The organism is Acinetobacter sp. A22 (assembly GCF_030913345.1).
Lineage (GTDB): Bacteria > Pseudomonadota > Gammaproteobacteria > Pseudomonadales > Moraxellaceae > Acinetobacter > Acinetobacter junii.
The window spans coordinates 80,116-100,977 of record NZ_CP133162.1; the positions used below are offsets into that span (position 1 = coordinate 80,116).

Below are 20,862 nucleotides of genomic sequence, written 5' to 3' on the forward strand. Positions count from 1 at the left end.
GACATCATCTCAAACTGCATGGTGGCAACCTATCTTGCAATGGATGATTCATGGCAATCCGATTTTACGAATTGCTGTCGCTGTATTGATGGTTGGCGTCGTATTATTATTACGTTTCGCAAGTGAGCATTGGCAGTTAAGTTTAGGTGTAAAGCTTAGTTTTATTGCCCTTACAGGTACTGTGATCACAATCGCAGGATACTGGTTGCAACGAAAAAATCAGCTTTTTGCTGTTGCTTTGCAGGGCGTCGGTCTTGCTATTGTGTTCCTCACATTAATTTTCTCACATCACTTTGCAGTGATTGCGAGTTTAAAAACAGCCAGTTTATTCTTTGTAATTTTATTATCAGTCACTGTTTATCTGAGTTTAAAACAACAGGCATTATATTTGGCCATGCTAGCGCTGACGATGGCTTATATTGCACCACTTGTCATACCTCAATCACATCCTGACGTGATTTTCTTATTTGGCTATTATTTTGTGATTAACCTTGCTGTTGCAGCCGTTAACTTTATTCAACCTTGGAAAATTCTGCATCAGATTGCCTTTTTTGCCACGCTCTTTATTGGCGGGGCTATGATTGGGCTTTATGGAGAGACTCAACAGTTCGACACCTTAGATTTAATTTTATGGTTGCATATTGGTTTGTTTATTTGGCTAAGTATTCGTTATAGCCAATTGATGCTGCGGGTACGTGATGAGGATTTATCAATAGAGAATAAAGCGAATCAAAAGGAACAGCGATTACAACCAATTTTAGATGTAGGTTTGATTTTTAGTGTTCCTGTATTGGGTTTCTCTCTACATGCTTATCTGATGCACAACTCTACTCAAGCACTGACTTGGGGTGCAGTTGCACTTGCGATTATTTATGGTGCTTTAAATATTTGGATTAAACAAAGGCATCCGCAGCTTTCTATTTTGGCTAAAAGCTTCTTTATTCTTGCAGTGGTATTTACTGCTTTGATATTTCCATTGGCAAAAGGGGCACATTGGACATCAACAGGTTGGGTCATTCAGGGAACAGCGTTAATCGTTTGGGGAGTGACCGAGCGTTATCGTCTTAGTCGATATATCGGGGTTGCCTTAGTACTATTAAGTTCTGTGGCACTTATTTTCCAAGTTTGGTCAAATGATGACTTCCCAATTTTGAGTACAGTGATGTTTGCACTTGCGCAATTCATATCAGCTTTTTATTTATTGCACTATCAAGAGGTCGAAAAATATTTTAGTGCGCGGATGCTAAGCGGTATTTTTTTAGCACTTGGTATGTATGCAGGATCAATTGCTGCGATAGAGTTTATGCATTGGCAAAATCAAGGCATGAATCCTTATTTGGTAATCGCAGCCGTTTTGTTGTTGTTATTTAGTTTTATGGTTCAGCTTAAGTCCAAAATCGAATGGGTTAATGTACAACTTATCTTGATCAGTGGATTACTTTTCTTAATTTATGGCGTAAGTTTTGCGGAGAATGTTTACTCCACAGGTGATTGGTTTACACCTCTAAGCCAATTTAGCGCCCTGACGACTACACTTGTGCTGACTATTTTGCTCATCAAGATGAAATCTTTCTCTTCATCGCTATATTCTTTGATCTGGTCTGCTTTACTTTGGTTAAGTTTAGCGGGTATTGGTATTACACTTTTCCCAAATATTGCTGTTATTGCATTGGCTGTTTTTCCTGCAATATACGCTGGCTGGTTATTTTTATCAAAAAATATGCTTTTATTGGATCAACAACCAGTGTGGGTGCTAACCTTATTTTGGTTACTTTTAATTTGTTTAGATTCATATTCTGCAACTCAGTTTTATGTGCTTCCTTTATTTAACTTAACTGATTTTCTCTCTTCACTAATGTTTATTGGTTTGATCTGGGTGATTTATCATCATCATTTTGACGATGAGTATTCAGTAGAATGGGGATTCAAAGTCTCAACGATTTTAGTCGGTTTACTTGTATTAAGTAGCATCGTTGTACGCGCTATGCATCATTATGTTGGAACACCATTATGGGGGATAGAAATCTGGCGGAATGGCAATGTACAACTAAGTCTGACCTTATTATGGGTGATTTTAGCTTTTATTCTTATGACCTTTTCAAGCCGTCGTCATATTCGACAAATTTGGTTTGTTGGGGCTGCGTTGTTGGGGATCGTTGTGTTTAAGTTATTGTTATTAGATTTATCGCAAAGTGGTACTTTAACACGTGTTATTTCGTTTATTGGTACAGGTGCAGTCATGCTTGTAATTGCATATCTTGCACCTTTACCACCTGCCCAAGAACAGTCTAAAGAATCTTCATCTATCTAACTTTATTTTCTTTTTTGAGCTCTTTTTGATGGGCATATTGATCGACCTCATCATCCTCTAAAGGGATGGGGCGATCAATTAAACCCATTTTAGGTACAGGGATTTCAATTTCATTTTCAAGGAAACCATTACGAACCCTTTCTTGCATTTCATCTCGGACTTTTAATGCATTTTCCTGACGACACCATACTGCAAACAACAGCTCAATTGAGGATTCACGAAATGCAGTTACTGTTACGGTTGGTTTAGGATCATCCATAACCAGTGGATATTTAGATGCAACATCCAATAGTACCTGTCTTACTTTAATAATGTCTTCGTGAAAATTAATCGCCAAGGTAATCGGAATACGCCGTATCGGGTATTTGGATAAATTCATGACAGGGGTGCGAATGAGCTGCTCATTTGGAAGCCGAATGTAAACATTGTCGAGCGTCAGAAGTTTGACCGATAAAAGATCGATAGAGATCACTTCACCTTCAATGGTTTGTCCTCGAATCAACGTAATCTGTATTGTATCGCCGACTTCAAAAGAACCTTCACCGATTAAGAAGAGCCCGCTGATTAAGTTTGTCGCTGAGGTTTGAGAAGCGAAACCTAGAGCAACAGTTAGTATCCCTGCTGCGCCCAAGAAGACACTGAGTTTAAATCCAGCTTCTCTTAAACTGGTCATGATGAAGAGTAGGAAAATAAAGTAAAAAATACCTCTTCGCCATAATAATCGTTGATGTGCGTTAAACCGACTACCAATGGTGCGGATAAAGGTATTAGAAACTAGACGTGCAATTACAAAGCCGATTAAACATAAAATTAGGGCTACAGCAATTTCACTTAGTCTTTCAAAATTAATATTGGTAAATATGCTGGTGAAGCTAGATGCGACATCTTTTGGAATATTTGTATCTGCCATAGCAACTCCTTAAAAGAATGAATCAAACATATTAAATAAGTTGCTTCCAGGCGCACGTGGAGGATGTACGTAAATGACTTCACCTGCCTGAGTTGGGGTTTTGTTTTCGATACGAATACGTGCAGGATGTTCTGAACCTTCGTAATACACCTTGATTTGAGACGTCCAGAGACGACCTGTGCCTTCACTATAAAATAAAGGAAGGGCAGGAACAGGGACATTCATACGATCAAATCGCAGTTGATGCTGACTTGTATTATGAAACTCGATAGGTGTAACAGCTCTAAAGGCACGTGGCTTTAATAGATTTAGGTCAGTTCGTCCATCTACAGATGTTGCATAACAAATTTCACCATGCTGAGGATCTTTACCAAACCATGTGTCTTTCGGCTGAATCACAGGAATATCAAACAAAGGTTCACTTAAACCATCTACTAAGCCTGCAATCCATAACGGAGTACTGATATAAAGCGTTCCGCGTTGACCAGCAGGAATATAAATCGGATCAACAGGTTTAATAACAACAGAGCGATCTGCTAAACGTGGCATTAAATGAAATGAGCTATTGGTTTTGTGAAACATATAGCGTTCAATTTTTGCAGGTTGAGGCATTGCAAATTCTGTATCAGACAAAACATGCCATTGTTGCTCGTAATCATGCTGACATTGCGGTCGATGATATTCTAAACGCCATTCTTTAATGCCTCTCGTTAGGCGAAAGAGCAGTGAACCAAATTGCCAAGCTTTGGCTTGTTGAATTTCAAATTGTTGTTCACCCCACCATCTCAATGTGTCAGAGTGAGGTGCTTTATATGGATTATTTTGAGACAAGGTGCAAAATTCCTTTGTGAGTATGCTAAACAGACTTCACGCTGTAATCTCCTTAGAGTACACTCAACTCTTCCTTTCATCATTATAAATTGTGATGCAAATACTTAAACAAATACAAATTCCATATAGTTTCGCCAAAAGGCATGGCGTTTTATTGCGCTATGAAGGCGATCAAGTTTTTATTGTACGACGCAAGGATACAGCGCGAATTGCATTACAAGAAGCACGTCGAATTTTGGGGAAAGCTGCGCATGATCAATTGTGTACAGATCAAGAGTTTCATGCACTACTCAGTTCCAGTTATGCAGGTGATACAGGCGAATCTCAGCAAGTTGCTGCTGGTTTAGAGGATCATCCTGATTTATTAAGTTTGGCTGATCAGGTGCCTGAAGCTGAAGATTTGATGGATCAAGAAGATGATGCACCTATTGTTCGTCTGATTAATGCGTTGTTATCCGAAGCGATTCGTGTCGGTGCATCTGATATTCATATTGAAGCATTTGAAAAAAAGTTGTCTGTTCGTTTACGTGTAGATGGTCAATTACGAGAAATTGTCCAACCACGCCGTGAATTAGCTCCTTTGCTGGTCTCACGTATTAAAGTTATGGCAAAGTTAGACATTGCTGAAAAACGTATTCCACAAGATGGTCGTATTTCTTTGCGTTTAGCAGGACGTGAGGTCGATGTTCGTGTTTCTACTTTACCGTCATCTCATGGTGAGCGCGTGGTGATGCGTTTACTTGATAAGCAGGCGGGTCGTTTGAATATGACACACCTTGGCTTGATGCAAAATGATTATGAACGTTTAACTCAATTGGTTCATCGTCCACATGGCATCATTTTGGTCACTGGTCCAACGGGTTCAGGTAAAACCACAACTTTATATGCAGCCTTATCTGACTTGAATGATAATACGCGCAATATTTTGACGGCCGAAGATCCAATTGAATACCAACTAGAAGGGATTGGGCAGACACAGGTCAATACGAAAGTTGATATGACATTTGCTCGTGCGCTTAAAGCTATGCTGCGTCAAGATCCTGATGTTGTTATGGTGGGTGAGATTCGTGATCTTGAAACGGCAGAAATTGCGGTACAAGCCTCACTCACAGGTCACCTTGTTTTATCTACGTTACATACCAATACTGCAATTGGTGCGGTAACTCGTTTAAAAGATATGGGGATTGAACCATTCTTGCTTTCAAGTTCATTGATTGGTGTAATTGCACAGCGTTTAGTTCGAACATTATGTCCACATTGCGTAACTTGGCGAAAAGCAGATGATTTTGAACGACAGGTATTTCAGCATCTCAAGGTAGATGAACACATGGAATTACCAGAACCACATGGTTGCGAGAAATGTTCACATGTTGGTTTTAGTGGGCGAACAGCGATTTATGAAATTGTGCCAGTCGATGAGTCGATGCGTCGATTAATTCATGGTAATGCAGCCGAATATGAGTTGGAAAATCATGCTCGCCGTCATGCCGCATCGATTCGTGATGATGGCTTATTAAAAGTCTTGGCTGGTAAAACCACTTTAGAAGAAGTGCTACGTGTTACAAACGAAGCAGCTGAAGAATAATTTTCTATTCTTAATGAAAAACAGCATGATCAATCATGCTGTTTTTTTATTTTATATATCAATTTGTTACGATATTGAAATTCACATCAATATTGTTGCGTGTTGCATTTGAATACGGACATACGATGTGTGCTGCTGCTACAAGTTCCTCAGCCTCAGTTTGATCCATACCGATTAAATAGATATTCAAAGTCACTTCAATACCGAAGCCATTTGGAATCGGGCCAATACCAACTTCACCCTCAATATAAGCATCTGGAGTAATCTTTAATTTATCTCGGTTTGCTACAAACTTCATGGCACCTAAAAAACATGCAGAATAGCCTGCAGCAAAAAGTTGTTCTGGATTAGTCACTTCACCACCAGCACCGCCCATTTCTTTAGGTACGCCTAATTTAACATCTAAAACACCATCAGAAGATGTCGCACGACCATCACGACCACCTGTTGCTTTAGCTTTTGCTCGATAAACTACTTTTTCTAATGACATATTGAATAATCCTAGCTGACACAGTTTGGTATTATTCAATCCTGCATAAATGGATGATGAAAGCAAAGGAGAAAACGGTAAATTTAATGACGGCTTTGGTAAAGAAGTAAAAGACAAAATATCAAATTGAAAAGAGTATTTATCTATCAAATAGATGCAGCAAATCTACCAAAGCTCGATGATTTTTTTCATCAATTTTGCTCTAAAACGTGCGGTTGGATTATTTATATCATTTTGAGATTGTTGTTCATAAAAACTATGCCAAGCTTCAATCATATCTTGAGTAACACCTTTCTGTTTGATGATCACCACATCTTCACGCTGGATATTATCTAGTCTTTGTCGAGCACCTTCTGCACCAGTCCCCCAACCAATAATCCAAAGACCAAAACTATTAAATGATAAATTTGATGGTGTAGGTAAGTGCTGCATGTCATTTGTTACTTCAACAGCATTAGCATAACTTGGTACCACATTAATGAATGTAGTTGCCCCTATAATCAACAAAATAGAAAAAAGTCTAAACATGGATACAGCTTAATTGGTGTTAAGAAAGAATTTTACAATAATCAAACTACATAAATATTATGGTTTGTTTGACTATCCTAAATTATGTTTATTAAATCATGAACCTAGGTGTGGAGGGGAGATAAAGCGTGACTAAAAAATTCAAAAACTAAAATTTCAATAATTAAAGTGAGACTTAGTAGGCAATTATTTTTCGATGTTGCATAAGTGGCATAGATAAGCGAATATTTTCTTGTTCAGCTTGATCGAAATCAGCGCTAATTAAACCATGTCCTTCGTAGTCGATTATTTGTAAAAGTTGTCCACGACTATTGGTTATACCCGAATGACCCCATGTTTGACGTTTTTCACCATGCCAACCCTGTTGTGCAGCACCTAATACAAAACATTGACTGTCCATAGCTCGTGCTTGTAGTAACAATTGCCAGTGCATTTGACCTGTTGTGTAAGTAAAAGCAGCAGGAGCAGATAAAATGTTTGCACCTTGTTGGCGTAAGGTTAGTGCGAGTTCTGGAAAGCGAAGATCATAACAAACCATTAATCCAATATGACCAAATGGAGTTTTTGCAACAACGACTTGATCACCTGGTTCAAAGAATTTTGATTCTTGATATCCACCAACAGCATCACCCACTTGAACATCAAACAAATGGATTTTGTCATAACGAGCCTCAGTACCTTCAGGACTAATACATAAGCTTACGGTTCTGACGCGTCCATCAGTAATGACTGATCCATCTGGGCGAAAAGGGCACGGTAAAGTGCCAGCGATAATCCATATTTGATATTGGTGTGATAATTGTTCTAAACGTTGCTGAATGGTTTCAAATTGATTTGCAGTCTCACGTTGTTTTCCTGCAGCAAAACAAACAAAGTTTTCAGGAAAAACGATTAATTCACCACCCTGAGCCTTACTTTGTTGAATTAATGACTCGATGACAAGGAAATTAGATTCAATGTCATCTTGTGAATTCATTTGAGCAACAGAAAGTAAGGTCATAAGTGTGCAGACTTAGTTATGAGTTAAGCATTTTGTTGGTGTGTATCAAGATTTAGACAATCTTGCTCTTTTTGCAATTGCTTCACCAATGGTTCAAACATATTTTGATTGTTTTCGTTCAAACGCATTAATGTTTTGTGTGCTTCTAATACTGTGTTGAGCATAGCGCTGTGCGTGACATGTTCTTCAGTTAGCTCAAGCGTGCAAACATTAGGATCACCACAGTAATTTAAAATCACAAAGACCTGACCTAAGCCCATGCTATTGGCTAGGGTGGTAATATCTGGATTGGTTGACAGCATCACTGCTTGTATATGATGAACTTGTTTGAGTTTTAAGCCCAACTTTGCAAGTACACCTAATACAGTACTATCAATGAACGTTGTTTCAGTTAAATCAACGATTGCACCAACAACATTTTGCTGCTGTTCAATTTTGTTGAGTAATTTGTCTAGACTTATACAAGAATGTGCACGCACTTCGCCAATAAGCTTGAAAATATGCGTTCCGTTCAAACTTGCATATTCAACATGACCTGTTGACATATAAATGCCATTTTCAGAGAAAGGATATAAAATTATCCCATAGTGATATGGTAGACACAAGTGGTTGTATAGTTCTTTGTTTTTAAGTTATTGATAATTAGATTAATTCATTCGGCATATGCTGAGTATAGCGATGTCATCTGCAACGTGTTCAGGAGCTTGGAATGAATTATTCTGAAGATGATCAACCAATTGGTTGAACTGATCATTCAAACCACCATCAAAGGGTTCAAGAGCACCATCTGAACATAAAATAAAACGTGCATCAGGATTTAATTTACAAATGTGTTCTTCAACATCTAAATCCTCAGTGAGTCCCAAAGGGAAACTACTGGTTGTAAGAATTTGAGGTGCTTGATTAGGTTCAAAGATAATTGGAGGTGGATAGTGCCCTGCACTAGACCATGTAATTTCATGAGTTTGTAGATTTAGAATACCTGCCACCATTGTGATATGTTTTTCAATATTCTCTTGAACTAACATTGCATTCAGTTTTTGAATGAGCTGGCGAGGTGTCTTGGAACGACCATGAAAAGCTGCCATCCATGAGGTTAGTAAACTACTTGTGACACCATGACCTGAAACATCAGCTAAATAAAACAGCACTTCATATTCATTGAGTTTCCAATAATCATACCAATCACCTGATAAATAAGCCGAAGGTTGAAAAAAAGACTCAACCTCATAATTGGGTAGACTTATTGGGTTCGGTAGTAAACGTTTCTGTAATGCTGCTGCTGAAGGAAGATCACGACTATCTTGATTTCGTTTGTATTGCGCATCAATTTTGAATAAAGCATGTATTGGATTTTTGGGTAAATTGTTCCAAATCCAACCGGCTAAAGCACCCATTTCCCAAGCTTGGGCTAATGGAGCACCTTCATCTTCAAATGCTAATACGATCGTTGGGAGCTTCCATTGATATTTCAAAAAGTCCTGCACATCGGCAATTGCAATTATTGTTTGATCATATAAGTCTAAATCATCAACTTGAATGATCTGTAGACTGGGTAGCTCATTCAGAGCTTGATCTAAACAAGGTATTGAGCGCGATGGTTGAATGAAATACATAGATGAATAGCCGATCCTTTGTATGATCATTTTTTAATTCATCATAGATGAAATATGATGGAAAACATAGTATTACTCACATTTAAAATAGAGAGTAATACTTATGTCTATAAATATAGAAATACGAATTTACTGATTATCCGAAGATTCTTCACTATCTTCAGTATCATCTACAAATGATACATCTGCAGAGTCGCCATGTTTTTCAGCAATTTGGAAAGCCTTTCTTTGCAGATAGAAATCTCGAATCATTGCATATTTATCGCCTTTTAAGCTTTCTTCAATATCCAAAACTTGAGCACGAGCATCTATAGCTTGTAACACATTTGTAGACCAATAAATTCCTTGTTGGTCGTCGAGCATATATTTTTGTGGGCGACCATAACGATCGATAGCTAAGCCAAACCCATCACGAAAAGTACTAGGTCCGAAAAAAGGAAGCATTACATAAGGACCAGACGGGACGCCATAATAGCCTAAAGTTACACCAAAGCTTTCCTCTTCGGTTGGTAATCCTAAACGACGTGCTGGGTCAGCAAAACCTAAGGTTGTTAAAGTATTTAAAGTAAAGCGTCCTAATGTTTTTGCTGCGCGAGATGGGCGTCCTTGTATAAGTTGATTGAAGGCATTCCACGGCTCACCGAGGTTTTTGCGAAATTGACGGTAAGGACTTCGTACAGGTTCTGGTACTTTTTCAACGTATTGGATAGCTACTGGCTTAAGTACATATCGGTCTAATGTATCGTTGAAGGCAAAGATTTGGCGATTTAATGGTTGTAGAGGGTCTTTAACCGCATCAGGTTGCGCTGCATTAGCGTTTACCTTCAAATCATCCTTGGTTATTTTTTTTAAATCTTTAATTGCTTGCAAAGTTGATGTTTTTTGTTGTGTATTTAATTGGTTTTCAATTGATTCAGTTACGACTGGGGATTGCTCAGATACATCTTGAGCTATTGCTGTATTAAATGCTCCAGCAGTTAACAACCCAAGCAAGAAAAAATTTGAGTAATGCATATAAGTCCTTAATCGCAGTTAGAGCGAAATTACAGTCATTAAAATGAATGCGCTAATTAAACGCAAAACATAGATAAAGTAAGTACAATTTATTTGTTCTACTATTATTAAAGCAAATTCGATCGAAAAATATAAGAAATATTGTGAATTTGGTTTAAAAATGTTCACTCGAAATAAAATCCTATTGAAGAGTGTTGCATTGGTGTGAGAATACTGTAGAATGCACATCCATCGGCGGTGATGCGGATAAAAACTTGTTGAGAAACAAGAGTTTGGCTAAAGTGGTTAGATTCTTGGATTGGTTGATAAGTTTTAAAAACATCTAAATTACCTGTTGACTTTAAAGAAATTTAGAGTAATATAGCCGACCTAGCTTGATGATGACGAATCATCGAGAAGATCATTAAGAGAATAGAAGAACAACTTGTGTGGATTTTTACTGGTTGATCGATCGAAATAATTTTCATTGATTGAATGGTAGAAATTTCTCGAAGTTTATTTGAGCGAATTTTTAGTCAGAAAATTGATGAGCCAGAATTAGCACCTTGTCTTAACTAAGGTGCAAAATGATTTTAACTGAAGAGTTTGATCATGGCTCAGATTGAACGCTGGCGGCAGGCTTAACACATGCAAGTCGAGCGGAGATGAGGTGCTTGCACCTTATCTTAGCGGCGGACGGGTGAGTAATGCTTAGGAATCTGCCTATTAGTGGGGGACAACATTCCGAAAGGAATGCTAATACCGCATACGTCCTACGGGAGAAAGCAGGGGATCTTCGGACCTTGCGCTAATAGATGAGCCTAAGTCGGATTAGCTAGTTGGTGGGGTAAAGGCCTACCAAGGCGACGATCTGTAGCGGGTCTGAGAGGATGATCCGCCACACTGGGACTGAGACACGGCCCAGACTCCTACGGGAGGCAGCAGTGGGGAATATTGGACAATGGGGGGAACCCTGATCCAGCCATGCCGCGTGTGTGAAGAAGGCCTTATGGTTGTAAAGCACTTTAAGCGAGGAGGAGGCTACTGAGACTAATACTCTTGGATAGTGGACGTTACTCGCAGAATAAGCACCGGCTAACTCTGTGCCAGCAGCCGCGGTAATACAGAGGGTGCGAGCGTTAATCGGATTTACTGGGCGTAAAGCGTGCGTAGGCGGCTTTTTAAGTCGGATGTGAAATCCCCGAGCTTAACTTGGGAATTGCATTCGATACTGGGAAGCTAGAGTATGGGAGAGGATGGTAGAATTCCAGGTGTAGCGGTGAAATGCGTAGAGATCTGGAGGAATACCGATGGCGAAGGCAGCCATCTGGCCTAATACTGACGCTGAGGTACGAAAGCATGGGGAGCAAACAGGATTAGATACCCTGGTAGTCCATGCCGTAAACGATGTCTACTAGCCGTTGGGGCCTTTGAGGCTTTAGTGGCGCAGCTAACGCGATAAGTAGACCGCCTGGGGAGTACGGTCGCAAGACTAAAACTCAAATGAATTGACGGGGGCCCGCACAAGCGGTGGAGCATGTGGTTTAATTCGATGCAACGCGAAGAACCTTACCTGGCCTTGACATACTAGAAACTTTCCAGAGATGGATTGGTGCCTTCGGGAATCTAGATACAGGTGCTGCATGGCTGTCGTCAGCTCGTGTCGTGAGATGTTGGGTTAAGTCCCGCAACGAGCGCAACCCTTTTCCTTACTTGCCAGCATTTCGGATGGGAACTTTAAGGATACTGCCAGTGACAAACTGGAGGAAGGCGGGGACGACGTCAAGTCATCATGGCCCTTACGGCCAGGGCTACACACGTGCTACAATGGTCGGTACAAAGGGTTGCTACACAGCGATGTGATGCTAATCTCAAAAAGCCGATCGTAGTCCGGATTGGAGTCTGCAACTCGACTCCATGAAGTCGGAATCGCTAGTAATCGCGGATCAGAATGCCGCGGTGAATACGTTCCCGGGCCTTGTACACACCGCCCGTCACACCATGGGAGTTTGTTGCACCAGAAGTAGGTAGTCTAACCGCAAGGAGGACGCTTACCACGGTGTGGCCGATGACTGGGGTGAAGTCGTAACAAGGTAGCCGTAGGGGAACCTGCGGCTGGATCACCTCCTTAACGAAAGATTGGTGACTGGTAAGAATCCACAACAAGTTGTTCTTCGAAGATGTATCTGAGGGTCTGTAGCTCAGTTGGTTAGAGCACACGCTTGATAAGCGTGGGGTCACAAGTTCAAGTCTTGTCAGACCCACCACTACTGACGAAGTGATGAATAATCACAAGCTGCTAGATAAAAAGATATGTCGTTCATTATGATTAAAGCTGGGGACTTAGCTTAGTTGGTAGAGCGCCTGCTTTGCACGCAGGAGGTCAGGAGTTCGACTCTCCTAGTCTCCACCATGAATTAAATGAAATGTTTAATTCTGAGCTAAATAGATTATAGAGTTTAATGAATAAAAAGATTAAGTAATTGATCTTGGTTTATTAATCTCTGTGATTTATCACAGTTTACTACGCACCGACGAGGTGGTAGTTAATCATTAACAGATTAGAAAATTGAGTCTGAAATAAATTGTTCACTCAAGAATTTAAGTTGATCGAAGTAATTTGATTGATTTAAACATATTGAGAACTAGTAAAAACACTGAATCAAGCGTTTTGGTATATGAATTTAGATTGAAGCTGTATGGTGATTAAATTCACAGACAACAAACCAGTAGCAATTAAGTTTGCAACGATAACACTCACTTGTATGTGTTAACGACTGTTTGGGGTTGTATAGTCAAGTAATTAAGTGCATGTGGTGGATGCCTTGGCAGTCAGAGGCGATGAAAGACGTGATAGCCTGCGAAAAGCTCCGGGGAGGCGGCAAATATCCTTTGATCCGGAGATTTCTGAATGGGGGAACCCACCCGCTATAAGGCGGGTATCATAAACTGAATACATAGGTTTATGAAGCGAACGAGGGGAAGTGAAACATCTCAGTACCCTTAGGAAAAGAAATCAATTGAGATTCCCTTAGTAGCGGCGAGCGAACGGGGAGCAGCCCATTAAGTTATGTGTGTTTTAGTGGAACGCTCTGGGAAGTGCGAACGTAGAGGGTGATATTCCCGTACACGAAAGGGCACACATAATGATGACGAGTAGGGCGAGGCACGTGAAACCTTGTCTGAATATGGGGGGACCATCCTCCAAGGCTAAATACTCCTGACTGACCGATAGTGAACCAGTACCGTGAGGGAAAGGCGAAAAGAACCCCTGTGAGGGGAGTGAAATAGATCCTGAAACCGCATGCATACAAGCAGTGGGAGCCGACTTGTTCGGTGACTGCGTACCTTTTGTATAATGGGTCAGCGACTTATATTCAGTAGCGAGGTTAACCGAATAGGGGAGCCGTAGAGAAATCGAGTCTTAATAGGGCGTTTAGTTGCTGGGTATAGACCCGAAACCAGGCGATCTATCCATGAGCAGGTTGAAGGTTGGGTAACACTAACTGGAGGACCGAACCCACTGTCGTTGAAAAGCCAGGGGATGACTTGTGGATAGGGGTGAAAGGCTAATCAAGCCTGGTGATAGCTGGTTCTCCCCGAAAGCTATTTAGGTAGCGCCTCGGACGAATACCATAGGGGGTAGAGCACTGTTTCGGCTAGGGGGTCATCCCGACTTACCAAACCGATGCAAACTCCGAATACCAATGAGTACTATCCGGGAGACAGACTGCGGGTGCTAACGTCCGTAGTCAAGAGGAAAACAATCCAGACCGCCAGCTAAGGCCCCAAAATCATAGTTAAGTGGGAAACGATGTGGGAAGGCATAGACAGCTAGGAGGTTGGCTTAGAAGCAGCCACCCTTTAAAGAAAGCGTAATAGCTCACTAGTCGAGTCGGCCTGCGCGGAAGATGTAACGGGGCTAAAACTATGTGCCGAAGCTGCGGATGTATACTTTGTATACGTGGTAGGGGAGCGTTCTGTAAGCCGATGAAGGTGTATTGAGAAGTATGCTGGAGGTATCAGAAGTGCGAATGCTGACGTGAGTAACGACAAAACGGGTGAAAAACCCGTTCGCTGAAAGACCAAGGGTTCCAGTCCAACGTTAATCGGGGCTGGGTGAGTCGACCCCTAAGGCGAGGCCGAGAGGCGTAGTCGATGGGAAATTGGTTAATATTCCAATACTTCTGTGTAATGCGATGAGAGGACGGAGAAGGTTAAGTCAGCCTGGCGTTGGTTGTCCAGGTGGAAGACCGTAGGCATGCATCTTAGGCAAATCCGGGGTGCTCTATGCTGAGAGTCGATAGCAAGCTGTACTTGTACAGTGAAGTGGCTGATACCATGCTTCCAGGAAAAGTCTCTAAGCTTCAGTTACACAGGAATCGTACCCGAAACCGACACAGGTGGTCAGGTCGAGTAGACCAAAGCGCTTGAGAGAACTCTGCTGAAGGAACTAGGCAAAATGGTACCGTAACTTCGGGAGAAGGTACGCTGCTGACGGTGATGGGACTTGCTCCCTGAGCGGTTGGCAGCCGCAGAAACCAGGCCGCTGCAACTGTTTATTAAAAACATAGCACTCTGCAAACACGAAAGTGGACGTATAGGGTGTGATGCCTGCCCGGTGCTGGAAGGTTAATTGATGGGGTTAGCGTAAGCGAAGCTCTTGATCGAAGCCCCAGTAAACGGCGGCCGTAACTATAACGGTCCTAAGGTAGCGAAATTCCTTGTCGGGTAAGTTCCGACCTGCACGAATGGCATAATGATGGCGGCGCTGTCTCCAGCAGAGGCTCAGTGAAATCGAAATCGCTGTGAAGATGCAGTGTACCCGCGGCTAGACGGAAAGACCCCGTGAACCTTTACTGCAGCTTGACATTGAACTTTGACCTTACTTGTGTAGGATAGGTGGGAGGCTTTGAAGTTGGAACGCTAGTTCCAATGGAGCCGTCCTTGAAATACCACCCTGGTAATGTTGAGGTTCTAACTCTGTCCCGTAATCCGGGACGAGGACCATGTCTGGTGGGTAGTTTGACTGGGGCGGTCTCCTCCTAAAGAGTAACGGAGGAGTACGAAGGTGCGCTCAGCGTGGTCGGAAATCACGCGTAGAGTATAAAGGCAAAAGCGCGCTTAACTGCGAGACCCACAAGTCGAGCAGGTACGAAAGTAGGTCTTAGTGATCCGGTGGTTCTGTATGGAAGGGCCATCGCTCAACGGATAAAAGGTACTCTGGGGATAACAGGCTGATACCGCCCAAGAGTTCATATCGACGGCGGTGTTTGGCACCTCGATGTCGGCTCATCTCATCCTGGGGCTGAAGCAGGTCCCAAGGGTATGGCTGTTCGCCATTTAAAGAGGTACGCGAGCTGGGTTTAGAACGTCGTGAGACAGTTCGGTCCCTATCTACCGTGGGCGCTGGAAATTTGAGAGGATCTGCTCCTAGTACGAGAGGACCAGAGTGGACGAACCTCTGGTGTACCGGTTGTCACGCCAGTGGCATCGCCGGGTAGCTATGTTCGGAAGGGATAACCGCTGAAAGCATCTAAGCGGGAAGCCTACCTCAAGATAAGATTTCCCTAGGAATTTATTCCTCTAAAGAGCCGTTCGAGACTAGGACGTTGATAGGTTGGGTGTGGAAGCACGGTGACGTGTGAAGCTGACCAATACTAATTGCTCGTGAGGCTTGACTATACAACACCCAAACAGTTGTTGTATTCAAGATAAATTCAATACATAACTTGATTTAGTGTACAAACTAGTTACAATACAGACCAATTATCTAATCCGTTAATAACTCTTTGGATCGTAAGTAAGGCAAACATTATTAATTAATGTGAATAAGACCCGAAAACACCACAACAGTTTGCTGGCGACAATAGCAAGAGTGAACCACCTGATCCCTTCCCGAACTCAGAAGTGAAACCTCTTCGCGCTGATGGTAGTGTGGCGTTTGCCATGTGAGAGTAAGTCATCGCCAGCTTTTAAATCTAAAACACCCCCTCCGCTAATGCAGAGGGGGTGTTTTTTATTGTGTTTCTTTCCCATATAAAACACGTAACCAACCAATAAAGTTTATATAAATCTTTTTTTGCTAGTTTTTTGAGCATGTAGATAGATAGAAAGTGAGTTTACTTATAGTTGTTCAAGTTTCTTTGTGTTATAAATAATTTTATAGGCATGTTTTTTGCTTGTTCTAATATAGGGAATGATTATGAAATTATCTGTTGGGTTGAAAGTAGCGAATAATTTATCGTTAACTCCTCAATTGCAGCAGGCAATTCGACTTTTACAACTCTCTAGTTTGGAGTTGGAGCAAGAGATACAAATTCAACTTGATAGTAATCCATTGCTCGAAAAAATTGAAGATAATAATAGTATTGAAAGTTTAAATAGTGTTGAAGCTAATGAAAATAAAGATTTAACATCTGAATTGAATGCAGATCATTTACCAAATGATTTGCCCGTTGATACAGAGTGGGATGATATTTATACGCATCAATCCACCGCACTTGCTACACCAGAGTATGAAGAAAGAGAAGATAACAGACAAATTCACCTTAGTTTAAAAGAACATATTCTAGAACAAGTTAATCTTTTGCATTTTTCTAGAGTGGATAAGCTGATTGCTTATTGTATTGTGGACTCTTTAGATGATAAGGGATTTCTAGATGCTGATTTGACGGATATTTTAATTGCTGTGAATCAATTGTTGCGAGAAGTTGATAACGATGAAGACGTTGAAGAAGATGAGGTTATTGTTGTTTTAAAACATATTCAACGTTTAGAGCCGATAGGTGTTGGCTCAAGAAGTTTGGCTGAATGTTTGCAAATTCAATTAGAAACAATTAAAGATAAAACACCTTTTTTAGCCGAAGCAAAACAGCTTTTAAATTACTATGAACTGCTGATTTCTAATGATTTAAATAAATTATTGAAACAAACTGGATTATCAAAAGAACAACTAACTAATGCTATTGAGTTACTTAAAACCTTAAAGCCTTATCCAGGGTTGGAGTTTGATCAACAAGAATCAGAATATCAGGTACCTGATGTCGTTGTCGCAAAGAAAGATCAGCATTGGAATGTACAATTAAATCCAGATGTAATGCCCAAATTACGGATTAATTCATTTTATTCCAATATGATTCGTCGAGCAGATCAAAGTGACGATAATGTTTATTTACGCAATCAAATGTTAGAAGCAAAGAACTTCATTAAGAGTATAGATGAGCGTCATAAAACATTATTGAAGGTTGCGACTTGTATTGTTGAACATCAGCGAGCATTTCTTGAGCAAGGTGCTGAAGCAATGAAGCCTTTAGTTTTGCGTGATGTTGCAGAAGAAGTTGAACTACATGAATCAACAGTATCTCGTGTGACAACCAATAAATATATGCTTACACCCCGTGGTTTATTTGAATTGAAATATTTTTTTTCAAGTCATGTTGGAACAACTTCTGGTGGGGAGGCATCTTCGACTGCAATTCGTGCCATGATTAAAAAGCTAGTATCTAATGAAAATCCACGTAAGCCTTTGTCAGATAATGCAATAGCAGAGATGTTGAAAAAAGAAGGGATTGAGGTTGCTCGTAGAACAGTCGCAAAATATAGAGAATCGTTACATATTCCTTCATCTTCCGAAAGAAAAGTCTTGATCTAAATTTTAAGGTGTGACTATTCTAATAGCTCATTATGACGAAATAATGAATTTTTTTAATAGTTACTAGAGAGATCACTGAAATGATTTAATGGATACTGAACCACTCATGTGCATTAATTTGTTTTAGTTATTTCTTGAATCCTAAGAAAAGGTGAGGGATAGAATTATGCAAATAACAATTCGTGGACACCATTTAACCATTACACCAGCAATTGAAAAAAATATAAAAGAAAAGTTTAGTCAAATGACTAAGCATCTTGATCAAGTAAACAGTATGCAAATTAAATTAGCGAAAGATCATCAAATCGATAAGCGTTCGCATAAAGGGAGTGCCAATCATATAGCTGAGGCCATCATACGTTTACCAGGGGTTGAGCTGTTTGCTCAAGCAACAGCAGATGATATGTATACTTCAATAAAAAAACTGACAGAAAAATTAAAAAGACAGCTTGCTAAACATAGAAAAATGCAATGTTCTTACCAGCATGAGTTGGTTGTTTTAAGTTAAATTGCTTTTAAGAAAGAGGCTAGTTTTGATAGCCTCTTTTTTTATTTTTAAAAAAAGAAACTGCTTACTGAATAATGTGAAAAAGTTATAGTAAAATATGCGGTTTTACACCATTGGCTGTATAAGAGGTCTTGTAATGAATAGTGAACAGCTCACGCAAATTTTAAAAGAAGCTTTCCCTGAAGCAGAAGTAGCAGTGAGTGGACAAGCTGGAAAATTCGACCTTCGTATTGTAGATGATCAATTTGAAGGAAAGAGAACTCTTACACGTCAACAAGCCGTATATGCACCTCTTAATTCTTATATCGCGAGTGGTGAAGTTCACGCAGTTACTATTCGTGCAATGACTAAAGACGAATGGCGTAAAGCAAGCCTTTTCGGAGCTTAAATATTAATGGATAAATTTTTAATTACGGGCGGTGTTAAGCTCGAAGGTGAAGTACGCATTTCTGGTGCTAAAAATGCAGCTTTACCTTTACTCGCTGCAATGATTCTTGCGGACTCTCCGACTACTTTAACCAATGTGCCAAACTTAAAAGACGTAAATACATTAGTTAAATTAATAGCGGGTCTTGGCATTACCATGACCTATGAAGGGGATACGGTTCGTGCTGATGCATCAACATTAGATAATCAATTTGCACCATACGAACTTGTGAAAACAATGCGTGCTTCAATTTTAGTGTTAGGTCCATTATTAGCACGTTATGGTAATGCAAAAGTATCATTACCAGGTGGTTGTGCAATTGGTTCACGTCCAGTTGATCAGCATTTAAAAGCTTTGGAAGCGTTAGGTGCACATATTGAAGTTGAAAATGGATATGTTCATGCTTCAGTTGATGGTCGATTAAAAGGCGGTGAAGTCGTTTTTGATATGGTGACCGTGGGTGGTACAGAGAATATCTTGATGGCTGCTGTTTTAGCAGATGGCGTTACCACAATTCGTAATGCTGCTAGAGAGCCTGAGATTACAGACCTCGCCCAAATGCTAATTAAAATGGGTGCAAAAATTGAAGGCCTTGATACAGACACTTTGGTAGTAACTGGTGTTGAAAGTCTGCATGGTTGTGAATACGCAGTCGTAGCGGATCGTATCGAAACTGGTTCATATTTAGCTGCTGCAGCGATCACTGGTGGTCGTATCAAAACGACGCATACAGATCCAGCATTATTAGAAGCTGTATTAGATAAATTCGAAGAAATGGGTGCGGAAGTTACTCGTGGCGATGATTGGATTGAACTAGACATGCAAGGGAAACGTCCTAAAGCTGTTAGTTTTAGAACATTGCCTCATCCAGAATTTCCGACTGACATGCAAGCTCAAATCATGGCCGTGAATGCAATCGGTCGTGGTTTTGCGACGATTTCGGAAACAATTTTTGAAAATCGCTTTATGCATGTCCCTGAACTTTCACGTATGGGTGCAAATATTCAGGTAGAAGGCCATGATGCGATCGTAACTGGTGTGGAAACACTTCAGGCTGCACCTGTTATGGCTACAGATTTACGTGCTTCATTTTCACTAGTGCTTGCAGCCTTAGTTGCAGAAGGTGAAACACTAATTGATCGTATTTACCATATAGATCGTGGCTATGAACATGTTGAAGAAAAATTGCAAAGTTTAGGCGCTCAGATTAAGCGAGTAAAAGGATGAATGACTTAAGAAACGATGATCCGAATTTTGATGTAATGGGTAATTTTGATCATGGTTTAACTTTAGCACTCAGTAAAGGTCGTATCTTAAAAGAAACATTGCCATTACTTGAAAATGCAGGCATAAATTTACTTGAAGATCCTGATAAATCTCGTAAATTGATTTTCCCAACCACACATAAGAAAGTACGTATTTTGATTTTACGTGCTTCTGATGTGCCAACATATGTGGAAAACGGTGCAGCAGATTTTGGTGTCGCGGGTAAAGATGTATTAATGGAACATGGAGCTCAACATGTGTATGAGTTACTTGACTTAAGAATTGCCAATTGTAAATTAATGACTGCTGGTAAAGTTGGAATGGAACGTCCGAAAGGACGTTTGAAGATTGCAACCAAGTATGTCAATTTGACGCGTCAATATTATGCGAGCTTAGGTGAACAAGTTGATGTGATTAAGCTCTATGGTTCAATGGAGCTTGCGCCATTAGTAGGCTTGGGTGATTATATTGTCGATGTCGTTGATACGGGTAATACTTTACGCGCCAATGGTTTAGAGCCATTAGAAGAGATTTGTAAAGTTTCTTCGCGTCTTATTGTCAATAAAGCGAGTTTTAAACGGAAACAAGCTTTATTAAATCCAATTTTGACTCAACTTGAACAAGCAGTCCAATCACGTTAAACGTGATTTCCTATGAAAACTGAGTGATAGATGTTGATATGATGCCCACAAGGACTTCGAAAAAGAGTAAACTTATTCTTCTCTTTTTCGCCTTGTGGGTAA

At 40.4% G+C, this 20,862-nt stretch carries 14 protein-coding genes, 2 tRNA genes, 3 rRNA genes and 1 pseudogene; 12 read left to right on the top strand and 8 right to left on the bottom strand.

Translation table 11 applies throughout. The features are described from left to right. Positions 1-10: 10 nt before the first annotated feature. A pseudogene (locus Q9Q86_RS00390) lies at positions 11-2,311 on the top strand (DUF2339 domain-containing protein); the annotation flags it as partial. On the opposite strand, the gene Q9Q86_RS00395 reads toward Q9Q86_RS00390, so the two are convergent. After that, entirely contained in the window at positions 2,304-3,221 is a 918-nt protein-coding gene (locus Q9Q86_RS00395; RefSeq protein WP_005403747.1) for a mechanosensitive ion channel family protein, read from the bottom strand. The pseudogene Q9Q86_RS00390 and the gene Q9Q86_RS00395 sit on opposite strands and share 8 nt — an antisense overlap. Positions 3,222-3,230: 9 nt before the next feature. Continuing rightward, a complete protein-coding gene (locus tag Q9Q86_RS00400; protein WP_004906776.1) occupies positions 3,231-4,052 on the bottom strand; it encodes a hypothetical protein in 822 nt (273 codons plus the stop codon). A 94-nt stretch (positions 4,053-4,146) separates the two neighbouring features. Between Q9Q86_RS00400 and gspE the strand changes: the two genes are divergently transcribed. Further along, positions 4,147-5,637 (top strand): type II secretion system ATPase GspE, encoded by a 1,491-nt coding sequence (gene gspE, locus Q9Q86_RS00405; protein WP_004955732.1) that lies wholly within the window; start codon positions 4,147-4,149, stop codon positions 5,635-5,637. 58 nt (positions 5,638-5,695) lie between these two features. Here the strand turns inward: gspE and Q9Q86_RS00410 are convergent, their stop codons facing one another. The 6 genes from Q9Q86_RS00410 to Q9Q86_RS00435 all read right to left on the bottom strand — a co-directional run bounded on the left by Q9Q86_RS00410 (position 5,696) and on the right by Q9Q86_RS00435 (position 10,285). Beyond that, entirely contained in the window at positions 5,696-6,127 is a 432-nt protein-coding gene (locus Q9Q86_RS00410; RefSeq protein ID WP_004906781.1) for an organic hydroperoxide resistance protein, read from the bottom strand. A gap of 165 nt (positions 6,128-6,292) precedes the next feature. Then, positions 6,293-6,655 carry a DUF4951 domain-containing protein gene (locus Q9Q86_RS00415; RefSeq protein WP_112987210.1) on the bottom strand — a complete coding sequence of 121 codons (363 nt, stop codon included), beginning with the start codon at positions 6,653-6,655 and terminating at the stop codon, positions 6,293-6,295. A gap of 175 nt (positions 6,656-6,830) precedes the next feature. Beyond that, the gene (locus Q9Q86_RS00420) at positions 6,831-7,655 is read right to left on the bottom strand and encodes a carbon-nitrogen hydrolase family protein (RefSeq protein ID WP_112987211.1); all 825 of its coding nucleotides are present in this window, start codon (positions 7,653-7,655) and stop codon (positions 6,831-6,833) included. Positions 7,656-7,678: 23 nt separating this feature from the next. Further along, positions 7,679-8,200 carry an anti-anti-sigma factor GigB gene (gene gigB / locus Q9Q86_RS00425; RefSeq protein ID WP_004906790.1) on the bottom strand — a complete coding sequence of 174 codons (522 nt, stop codon included), beginning with the start codon at positions 8,198-8,200 and terminating at the stop codon, positions 7,679-7,681. A 102-nt stretch (positions 8,201-8,302) separates the two neighbouring features. Continuing rightward, on the bottom strand, positions 8,303-9,271 hold the full coding sequence (gigA, locus tag Q9Q86_RS00430; protein WP_004906792.1) for an RsbU family protein phosphatase GigA: 969 nt from the start codon (positions 9,269-9,271) through the stop codon (positions 8,303-8,305). Between the two features lie 129 nt (positions 9,272-9,400). Beyond that, the gene (locus tag Q9Q86_RS00435) at positions 9,401-10,285 is read right to left on the bottom strand and encodes a VacJ family lipoprotein (RefSeq protein WP_112987212.1); all 885 of its coding nucleotides are present in this window, start codon (positions 10,283-10,285) and stop codon (positions 9,401-9,403) included. 573 nt (positions 10,286-10,858) lie between these two features. Between Q9Q86_RS00435 and Q9Q86_RS00440 the strand changes: the two genes are divergently transcribed. From Q9Q86_RS00440 to hisG, 10 genes are all read left to right on the top strand, one after another. Continuing rightward, a 16S ribosomal RNA gene (locus tag Q9Q86_RS00440) occupies positions 10,859-12,395 on the top strand. 59 nt (positions 12,396-12,454) lie between these two features. Beyond that, a tRNA-Ile gene (locus Q9Q86_RS00445) sits at positions 12,455-12,531 on the top strand. Positions 12,532-12,601: 70 nt separating this feature from the next. Then, positions 12,602-12,677 (top strand) — tRNA-Ala (locus Q9Q86_RS00450). Positions 12,678-13,057: 380 nt separating this feature from the next. Beyond that, positions 13,058-15,949, top strand: a 23S ribosomal RNA gene (locus Q9Q86_RS00455). A 174-nt stretch (positions 15,950-16,123) separates the two neighbouring features. Then, a 5S ribosomal RNA gene (gene rrf, locus Q9Q86_RS00460) occupies positions 16,124-16,238 on the top strand. The 16S, 23S and 5S rRNA genes sit together here with 2 tRNA genes alongside, the layout of an rRNA operon. Before the next feature lie 231 nt (positions 16,239-16,469). Further along, the gene (locus Q9Q86_RS00465; protein ID WP_004952298.1) at positions 16,470-17,918 is read left to right on the top strand and encodes an RNA polymerase factor sigma-54; all 1,449 of its coding nucleotides are present in this window, start codon (positions 16,470-16,472) and stop codon (positions 17,916-17,918) included. Between the two features lie 166 nt (positions 17,919-18,084). Then, positions 18,085-18,426: a ribosome hibernation-promoting factor, HPF/YfiA family gene (hpf, locus tag Q9Q86_RS00470; RefSeq protein ID WP_004914435.1), complete on the top strand. Its 342-nt coding sequence runs from the start codon at positions 18,085-18,087 to the stop codon at positions 18,424-18,426. Between the two features lie 136 nt (positions 18,427-18,562). Beyond that, entirely contained in the window at positions 18,563-18,814 is a 252-nt protein-coding gene (gene ibaG, locus Q9Q86_RS00475; protein WP_004914432.1) for a BolA family iron metabolism protein IbaG, read from the top strand. A 6-nt stretch (positions 18,815-18,820) separates the two neighbouring features. Continuing rightward, complete coding sequence (murA, locus tag Q9Q86_RS00480; protein WP_004952303.1) at positions 18,821-20,080, top strand: UDP-N-acetylglucosamine 1-carboxyvinyltransferase; 1,260 nt, start codon at positions 18,821-18,823, stop codon at positions 20,078-20,080. Beyond that, on the top strand, positions 20,077-20,760 hold the full coding sequence (gene hisG, locus Q9Q86_RS00485; protein ID WP_039048006.1) for an ATP phosphoribosyltransferase: 684 nt from the start codon (positions 20,077-20,079) through the stop codon (positions 20,758-20,760). Before murA ends, hisG begins: the two co-directional genes overlap by 4 nt. The last annotated feature ends 102 nt before the right edge of the window (positions 20,761-20,862 follow it).